The organism is Sphingobium aquiterrae (assembly GCF_037154135.1).
Taxonomy (GTDB): Bacteria; Pseudomonadota; Alphaproteobacteria; order Sphingomonadales; family Sphingomonadaceae; genus Sphingobium; species Sphingobium aquiterrae.
The window spans coordinates 105,371-113,771 of sequence record NZ_JBANFL010000018.1 but is presented as its reverse complement, the minus strand read 5'-3'; the positions used below and the strand labels follow the sequence as shown (position 1 = coordinate 113,771).

The 8,401-nt window shown below is 66.1% G+C and carries 5 protein-coding genes; 1 reads left to right on the top strand and 4 read right to left on the bottom strand.

The features are described from left to right. Positions 1-127: 127 nt before the first annotated feature. The 4 genes from WFP78_RS18315 to WFP78_RS18300 form a co-directional block, all read right to left on the bottom strand. Complete coding sequence (locus WFP78_RS18315) at positions 128-1,141, bottom strand: Ldh family oxidoreductase (protein WP_336965626.1); 1,014 nt, start codon at positions 1,139-1,141, stop codon at positions 128-130. Positions 1,142-1,184: 43 nt separating this feature from the next. Continuing rightward, positions 1,185-3,422 (bottom strand): S9 family peptidase, encoded by a 2,238-nt coding sequence (locus WFP78_RS18310; protein WP_336965623.1) that lies wholly within the window; start codon positions 3,420-3,422, stop codon positions 1,185-1,187. A gap of 253 nt (positions 3,423-3,675) precedes the next feature. Next, complete coding sequence (locus WFP78_RS18305) at positions 3,676-4,329, bottom strand: GntR family transcriptional regulator (protein WP_336965621.1); 654 nt, start codon at positions 4,327-4,329, stop codon at positions 3,676-3,678. An 85-nt stretch (positions 4,330-4,414) separates the two neighbouring features. After that, positions 4,415-6,199 (bottom strand): DUF885 domain-containing protein, encoded by a 1,785-nt coding sequence (locus WFP78_RS18300; protein ID WP_336965619.1) that lies wholly within the window; start codon positions 6,197-6,199, stop codon positions 4,415-4,417. A gap of 85 nt (positions 6,200-6,284) precedes the next feature. Here WFP78_RS18300 and WFP78_RS18295 point away from each other — a divergent pair, with 85 nt between their 5' ends. Then, positions 6,285-8,387 carry a S9 family peptidase gene (locus tag WFP78_RS18295; RefSeq protein ID WP_336965617.1) on the top strand — a complete coding sequence of 701 codons (2,103 nt, stop codon included), beginning with the start codon at positions 6,285-6,287 and terminating at the stop codon, positions 8,385-8,387. The last annotated feature ends 14 nt before the right edge of the window (positions 8,388-8,401 follow it).

The window sequence follows — 8,401 nt, the reverse complement described above, 5'->3', positions numbered from 1 at the left end:
GACACAACCCACACCAAAGAATAACCGCAGAACGGACCCGAGGGGATGGGCACCCAGGGGACGGGCGCCACGGGTGACGCGTCGGCTTGGAATCAGCGCTGAAGAACCAGCTCCCGCTCGAGTCGGATCAGCCTAAAAGCGCGCGGATATCCTCCAGCAACGCCGCCGAGACCTCCACGCCTTCAGCCAGGCTGCGCGCGCGCGCTTCATAGCGGCGCTGCGACGGCAGCCGCGCGCCCTGTGCGAGGATTCCCTCGAACACCCCCTCCGCGCGTTCCAGGTGCGCCAGCATGCCCGCCCCCAGAAAGCCCTGCGGGTCGATCGCGATCAGCAGCTCGCCGCCAAGCGGCGATGCCTTCGCGCCATCATCGACAGCAATGGATTCGCGGCTGGTCAGGTCTCCGATCAGCGGCCCCGCGATCAGCTCGACCATCGTCGCCAGCGCCGACCCCTTGTGCCCGCCGAAGGGCAGCATCGCCCCGGCCAGCGCCTCGGCCGCATCGGTGGTGGGGGCACCATGCGCGTCGATACCCCAGCCCGGCGGAATCGGCTTGTCCGCACGCCGATGCAGCTCGATCTCGCCGCGCGCGACGGCGCTGGTCGCGAAATCGAAGACATAAGGGTGTCCATGCGGTCGCGGCCAGCCGAACGCGATGGGGTTGGTCCCAAAAATCGGTGCGGTCCCGCCCGCCGGCGCCACCCAGGCATGGCTGGGCGTGAAGGCGAAGGCGACCAGCCCGGCCGCCGCGATGGCCTCCACTTCGGGCCACAGCGCCGCGAAATGCACGCAATCGGTGATCGCCAGCGCCGCGATCCCATAGCGGCGCGCGCGCTCTTCCAGCAGCGGCCGCCCGAGCGCGAAGGCAAGTTGCGCATAGCCGCCGCCGGCATCGACCCGCACCAGCGCGGGCGGCGCATCGCGCACCACCGGCTCGGCATCGCGCACCACCCTGCCCGCCCGCATCGTATGCGCGCAGACCAGCAGCCGATAGATGCCGTGCGAGGCGCAACCGTCGCGCTCGCCCGCCACCATCGTCTCCGCCACCGCATCCACATGGGCCGGCGCGAGACCGCAATGCGCCAGCACCGCACGCGCGAGCGCACGCACCTCGTCGAGTGACAATCGCACTGTCGCGGACATCAGTTGCGGGCCTCCCCATCCCGGATCGGCGATGGCATGGACATCATTGCCCTTCCTTCGGACCGGCCGGCAGATGCGCGTGCAGATAGTTGGTCAGCATCGTGAACAGGTGGAGCCGGGTATTGGGGCCCTCGGTGATGCCATGGGTGCGATTGGGATAGGCCATCATCGAGAATTGCTTGTTGAGGCCGATCAGCCGGTCGGTGAGCTGTTCGGTGTTCTGGTAATGGACATTGTCGTCGCCGGTGCCGTGGACGATCAGCAGATCGCCCTTCAGGTTCTGCGCAAAGGTGATCGGCGATCCGTCGCGATAGCCGGCGGCATTGTCGCTGGGCAGGCCCATATAGCGCTCCTGATAGATCGAATTATAGAGCAGCTGGTTGGCCGGCCCGGCCACCGCGATACCGGTCTTGTAGAGATCGGGATAGCGGAACATCGCGTTGAGCGTCATCGCGCCGCCGCCGCTCCAGCCCCACACACCGATGCGGCTCCCGTCGATATAGGGCCGAGTGGCGATCATCTTCCCGACCGCCGCCGCCTGATCGGCCGAGGCCTGGATGCCGACCTGGCGATAGATGCTCTTGCGCCAGTCGCGCCCGCGCGGCGCCGCCGCGCCGCGGCTGTCGACGCTCGCCACCAGATAGCCCTGCTGCGCCAGCATCATGTGCCACAGATAGCGGTCGCCGCCCCAATGGTCCGCCACGGTCTGCCCGGCGGGCTCGGAATAGACATAGACGAGCAACGGATATTTCTTCGCCGGGTCGAAATGCGGCGGCTTCATCATCCAGGCGTCGAGCACGGTGCCGCCGCCGATATCGACCTTGAAGAATTCGGTCGGCTGGTGCGGCGTCGCGGCGACGAAGGCGCGCATCCGCGCATTGTCGGCCATCACCCGCGCCACCTTGTGGTCGGGCAGGCTGACCACGTCGGTCACGGGCGGCGTGTCGACCGTGGAAAAGCTGTGGAACGCCCATCTGGCGCCCGGCGCGATGTCATAGCTGTGACTGCCGGGCTGCGTCACCGGGCTCAGCCGCTCGATCTTCGCCGCGCCGGTCAGCCGTGCGCGGTAAAGATAGCGCTGGGTGACATTGTCGGGCGAGGCGATGAAATAGGCATAGCCCGCCGCCTCGTCGATATTCTCGATGCTGACCACGTCGAACTGGCCCGGCGTGCGCAGGTCCAGCCTGCCGTCGCGGCCGACCAGATAGAGGTGGCGCCAGCCGTCGCGCTCGCTCAGCCAGGTGAACGTGCCGGCGCGGGTGAACTGCACATCGGTATTGACGTTGACCCAGGCCTTGTCGCTGTCGGTGAACACCGGCCGCACCGCGCCGTCGGCGATGTCGCCCAGCATCACGCGATTGGCGTTCTGCAGGCGGTTCTCATGCTGGATCAGCACATGGCCGGCATCGGCCCAGCCCATGCGCGACACATAATTGTTGCGCGGGTCGCCTTCGAGCGCGAACCAGGTCGTCGCCGGCGCATCGATCGCGGTCACGCCCACCTTGACTGCCGAGTTGGTGGTGCCCGGCTTGGGATATTGCTGCGGCACCGGCTTTGAATATTGCCCGTCGGTGTTGCGGATCATGTAGAAGGTGCCGACGCCGTCGGTGTCGAACTGCCAATAGGCGATGTGCCGCGAATCCGGGCTCCATTCGAACGCCTTGCCGAGGCCGAACTCCTCCTCATACACCACGTCGCTGCGGCCGTTGAGGATGCGTTCGGAACCGCCGGTGGTGAGCCGCGTCGCCGCGCCGTCGGCCACGCCCTCCACATAGAGGTCGTTGCCGCTGACATAGGCAACATGGCGGCCATCGGGCGCGAAATCGGCATAGATCAGGCTGAGCGCCGGGCAATCCGTGCCGATCTGGCGCAGCGCATGCGTCTTCAGGTCGAACAGCCAGTAGTCGCCCACCGGATTGTTCCGCCGCGCCACCGCACCGCGCACGAACAGCATCAGCTTCTGCCCGTCGGGCGACCAGGAATAATCGGAAACCGCCAGCGACGCGCCGACGCCCGCGGGCTTCAGCATCGCGGCATCGACCAGCACCGACCGCCTGCCGGTCGCGGTCTCGTAGCGGACGATGTCGATCCCGTCGGCCACCGAGCCCGATTTCTCAAGTGTGGTATAGGCATCGCCCCTGCCCAGCCACTTGCTCACCAGCGGACGGTCCAGAGATACCGCATCCGCACCGTAAATCTGCTCGACCGTCAGGTTCTGAGCGATTGCCGGTGCCGCAAGCACCTGCACACAAGCCGCAACGATCACGAAGCCAAACCGCATACCAAACCCTTTTTCGGAATAATAGTATACTTTATCCAACAGCCATGCAGTCGTGTCAACGCACTATCGTCGCGACTGCCGGCGATCGGCACCTCGGGCGCCCGAAATGTTTCCCGGGCAGATGCCCTCATCCGGCGGCTCGGCAAATGCGGACAACATAAGACAGGCCGGACATGATCCGATTCCATCCGATCCGATCATGCTCCAGCCAGAGCTTTTTTTGGGGAACCCGGCACCCGCCGGGATGACGCGGCTATTCCGCCGCCGCCGCCAATTGCTGCCGCAAGTCGTCCAGCGTCTGCTGGATATGCGCGACGACCAGTGCGCGCAGCGTGTCGAGATCCTTCGCCAGCCAGGCGTCGAGTATCCGGCGATGCTCCTCGTTCGCGCGCTCGTCGCGGCCCAGCGGCTCCAGATGCTTGCGCACATAGCGTTCCGACAAGACATGCAGCCGCTCAAGGATGTTGACGGTGATCGCCTGCCCGCTGGGTTTCAGCAGCGCCAGGTGGAAGGCCCGGTTGAAGGCGCCCACGCCCTCCCCGCCTTCGTCGGTCACTTGATAGAGCGTCGCCAGCATGTCGGTCGCCACCTGATGGTCGGCCGGGGTCGCATGCTCGGCGGCCAGCACGACCGCATCGGGCTCCAGCTTCAGGCGCAGGGCATAGACCTCCTCCGCCTCGGCCGTGCTGAGCTGGCGCACGAAGAAGCCCCGATTGGCCTGGCTCTGCACCAGCCCTTCCTCCTCCAGCCGCGCCAGCGCCTCCCGCAGCGGGATCTTGCTGATGCCAAGCTCGTTGGCCAGGGCATCCTGCCGGATCGGGCCGTTAGGCGCCACCTTGCCGGAAAGGATACGGTCGCGGACCAGATTCACCAGCTGGTCGGACAGCGTGCGGATGACAAGGCTCATGGGCGCTTCTGCTCTTTATGATTGTTCGCCGCCTGTCAGTATAAAATCTACCGGACTTATGCAATCTGCGCCGCCCCAAATCGACTCAGGGGGTTTGCCAGGGACTCCTGCCGCCTTCGGCAATAAAGCGGTCGACCCGCGCGGCCAGCACCGGCAACGGCACCGATCCCAGTTCAAGTATCATATCGTGAAAATTGCGGATGTCGAATTTCGATCCCAGCGCCTTTTCTGCCCTGGTCCGCGCATCGACTATCGCCATCTCGCCCAGATAATAGGATAATGCCTGCCCTGGCCCGGCAATGTAGCGATCGACTTCGGTCGTGATCTCCTGGTCGGTCAGCGACGTATTGTCCTTCATATACCCGATCGCCCGGTCGCGGCTCCAGCCCCCGGCGTGGATGCCGGTATCGACCACCAGCCGCACCGCGCGCCACACCTGATAGTTGAGCATGCCGAACAGGTCATAGGGCGTCTGGTATATGCCCATCTCGACACCCAGCTTCTCGCAATAAAGCCCCCAGCCCTCGCCATAGGCGGACATATAGACTTTCCGGCGGAAGTCCGGCTGATCCTCATTCTCCTCGGCCAGCGGCATCTGGAAGCCATGGCCCGGCGCGGATTCATGCAGCGTCAGCGCCGTCAGCACGTACATCGGCCGCTGCGGCAGATTATAGGTGTTGAGCAGGAAATAGCCCGGCCCGCCCAGCGCATAGGTCGAGAAGGGCGCGGTCGCCGCCGGCATCGGGGTGATGCCGAAGCGGCGGCGCGGCATGCGGCCGAACCACAGGTTCGCCTTGGCGTCGAAGCGCTTGGCGATCCACGCCGCCTCGCGCAGCAACTGCTCCTCGCTGGTCGGGTAGAAACGCGGATCGGTGCGCAGGACGTCGAAAAAGGCATGGAGATCGCCCTTGAACCCGGTCTCGCGCATCGTCGCGACCATCTCCGCCTGGATCTTGGCGACTTCCTCAAGGCCGATCCGGTGGATCATGTCCGGGTCCATGTCACGCGTCACGAACTCGCGGATCTTCGAGCGGTAATAGGCCTTGCCGTCGGGCAGCGCCTCGGCCGCCAGCGTCTCGCGCGCGCCGGGGATATAGGTGTCGCGGAAGAAGGCGAGCACCTTCTTATGCGCCGGGATCACCATGTCGCGGATCAGCGCCACCGCCTGCGCCCGCAATTCCGCCTGCCGCGCGGCGGGGATGGTCGCCGGCATGTCCCTGAACGGCGCATAGAAGGGCGTCGCCTGAGGCGAGGCCGCCTCGGCGATTGCCGCCAGCGGCTTGTCCCGGCCGACCAGGGTCGCGCGTGGCGCGGTGAAGCCGCGCGCCAGCCCCGCCTGCATGTTCGCCACCTGCTCGTCGAAATAGCGCGGCACGTCGCGCATCAGCGACAGGATGTTGAGATAATCCTGCTCGGTGCGGAACGGCCGCCGCGCGTCGCGCGCCGCGCCGTTCCAGAAACCGCCCGACGAGCCGACCGGCTTCTCCCAGTCGCGGAACCTCCAGCGCGCGACCAGCGCCTCGATCTGCGCATGATAGACGGCATAATCCACCTGCACCCTGGGCGAGAGGCCGGCGGGCCTGATCGCATCCAGCGCCGCCTGCACCTGTTCGAGATAGGCGCGCCGTTTCTCTTGGGTCGCGGCCGAGACATCGGGCAGCCGCGATCGGATCGGCAGGTTCGAATCATCCTCGTCCTCGATGCCGATCTCGCGCTGCCGCCATGCCCATTCGCGGGTGTAGAGCGCGCGGAACCGGGCATCGGCGGCCGTTTCACCTTCATGCGCCGCCGTCTGGACCGCAGCCTGTGCCAGCGCCGGAACGGGGGCACCGCAGAGCAACACCAGGGCCAGAACCACCTTCGCCTTCATGCGCACTTCCCCTCTAGGTTTCCCATTTCATATACCGTATACGTTCGAATCGAGAAGCAAAATCGATGCAGAATGGGGGTTCGTGATGATGGTAGGAACAGGGCGCAAGGCCCGATATCTCGCCACCTTTGCCATGGCGGCGTTCGCCACCGCCGCGGCAACGCCGGCACTGGCCCAGCAGAAACCCGCGATATCGCGACCGCCCGCGCAGCAAGTGCCGCCGCCCAGCAGCGCCGCCGGGCTCGCCAGCGCCGACCTGTTCCACCTGCGCTCGGTCGCCGATCCCCAGGTCGCGCCGAACGGCAAGCTGGCGCTGTTCACCGTGCAATATGCCGACCGCATCGGCGCGCCCTATACCCGCATCTGGACGCTCGACAGGGCGACCGGCGCGACCCGGCCCTGGGGCAGTGCCCAAGGGGTGGAGGGCGACGGCCCGCGCTTTTCGCCCGACGGGACCAGGGTGGTCTATCGCGGCGGCGACGGGCTGATCCTGGCCGATGCGGATGGCACGAACGCCCGCCCGCTCGCGCCCATGGACGACACCAACCATCCGCTGCCGCGCATGGGCGATCGCTATACCTGGTCGCCCGACGGCACCCGCATCGCCTTCGTCTCGGCGACGCCATCGACCGTGCCGGAGATGGAAGCCGATCCCATCGTCATCACCCGCTACTGGTATCGCCCGGCGCGCGGCTTCCCCGACCGGTTCAACGACAACAAGCATCTGCACCTGTTCGTCGCCGACGTCGCCAGCGGCAAGGTGACGCAGCTTACCGACGGCGATTATTACGAACATTCGCCCGACTGGGCGCCGGACGGCAAAACGCTGCTGTTCGTCTCCAACCATGAGGCCGATCCCGACCTCACCTATAATGCCGACATCTTCACCGTCGATGTCGCGACCAGGGCCGTGCGGCAGATCACCCGGACCAAGGGGATCGAATGGGCGCCAAGCTGGTCGCCCGACGGCAGGACGATCGCCTATTCGGGGCTCAAGCGGCAGCTCACCTCGTCCGAAAGCAACATGGAGGAGCCGCACGTCTGGACGCTGGACGTCGCGACCGGCACCGCCAGGGAGATCGGGCAGGTCGTGGATTCGACCCAGAGCCGCCCGCTCTGGTCGCCCGACGGGAAATGGCTCTATTTCACCGTGCAGGCGCACGGCAGCGTCGGCCTCTATCGCCTGCCCTATCAGGGCGGCACGCCCGAGCGGATCGGCCCTTCCCCGGCCATGCGCGCTTCGGTGAGCGCCTTCGCGGTCGCGCCGGACGGCGACGTGGTGGCGGCGATGGCGACGCCGGGCGACCTTGCCGAACTCTATGCCTTCCACGGCAATGCCGCGCCCAGGGCGCTGACCGGCCTCAACGCCGATCTGCTGGGCAAGAAGAAGATCGCCCAGGTCGAGGCTTTCACCTTCAAGACCTTCGACGATCGCGATGTCGAAGCGTTCCTGACCATGCCGATCGGCTATGATCCGGGGGCCAGGGGCAAATATCCGCTGATCGTGGTGATCCATGGCGGCCCGCACGGCCAGCAGGGCCCGGCCTTCTCGGCCAAGAACCAGGCGCTGGCGGCCAGGGGCTATGCCTCGCTGATGGTCAATTATCGCGGCTCGACCGGCTATGGCCAGAGCTTCGCCAACCTGATCGCGCGCGACCAGGACGGCGGCGAGGGCCGCGACGTGCTCGCCGGGCTCGACGCGGCAATCGCGCGATATCCCTGGATCGATGCCGACCGGCTCGGCGTCGAGGGCGCCAGCTATGGCGGCCAGCTCACCGACTGGCTGATCACCCAGACGACGCGGTTCAAGGCGGCGATCCCCTGGGCGGGCATCTCCAACCTTGTCAGCCACAATTATATGTCGGTCTATCACGACTATCTGCAGCAGGAATATTTCGGCAAGCCGCATGAAGACGGCATCAACGACATGCTGTGGGGCCGCTCGGCGATCCGCTTCGTCGACAAGGTCAAGACGCCGATCATGCTCAGCCATGGCGATGCCGACCTGCTGGTCAACCCGGCCGAGGACGAACAATATTTCACCGCGCTGCACGATGTGGGGGTCGAGGCGATCATGCTGCGCTATCCGCGCGAAGGGCATGGCATGCGCGAGACCCAGCATATCGCCGATTTCCTCGACCGCTCGATCGACTGGTACGCCCGGCATTTCGCCGCGGTGAAACCCTGAACGCGGCGGCAGAG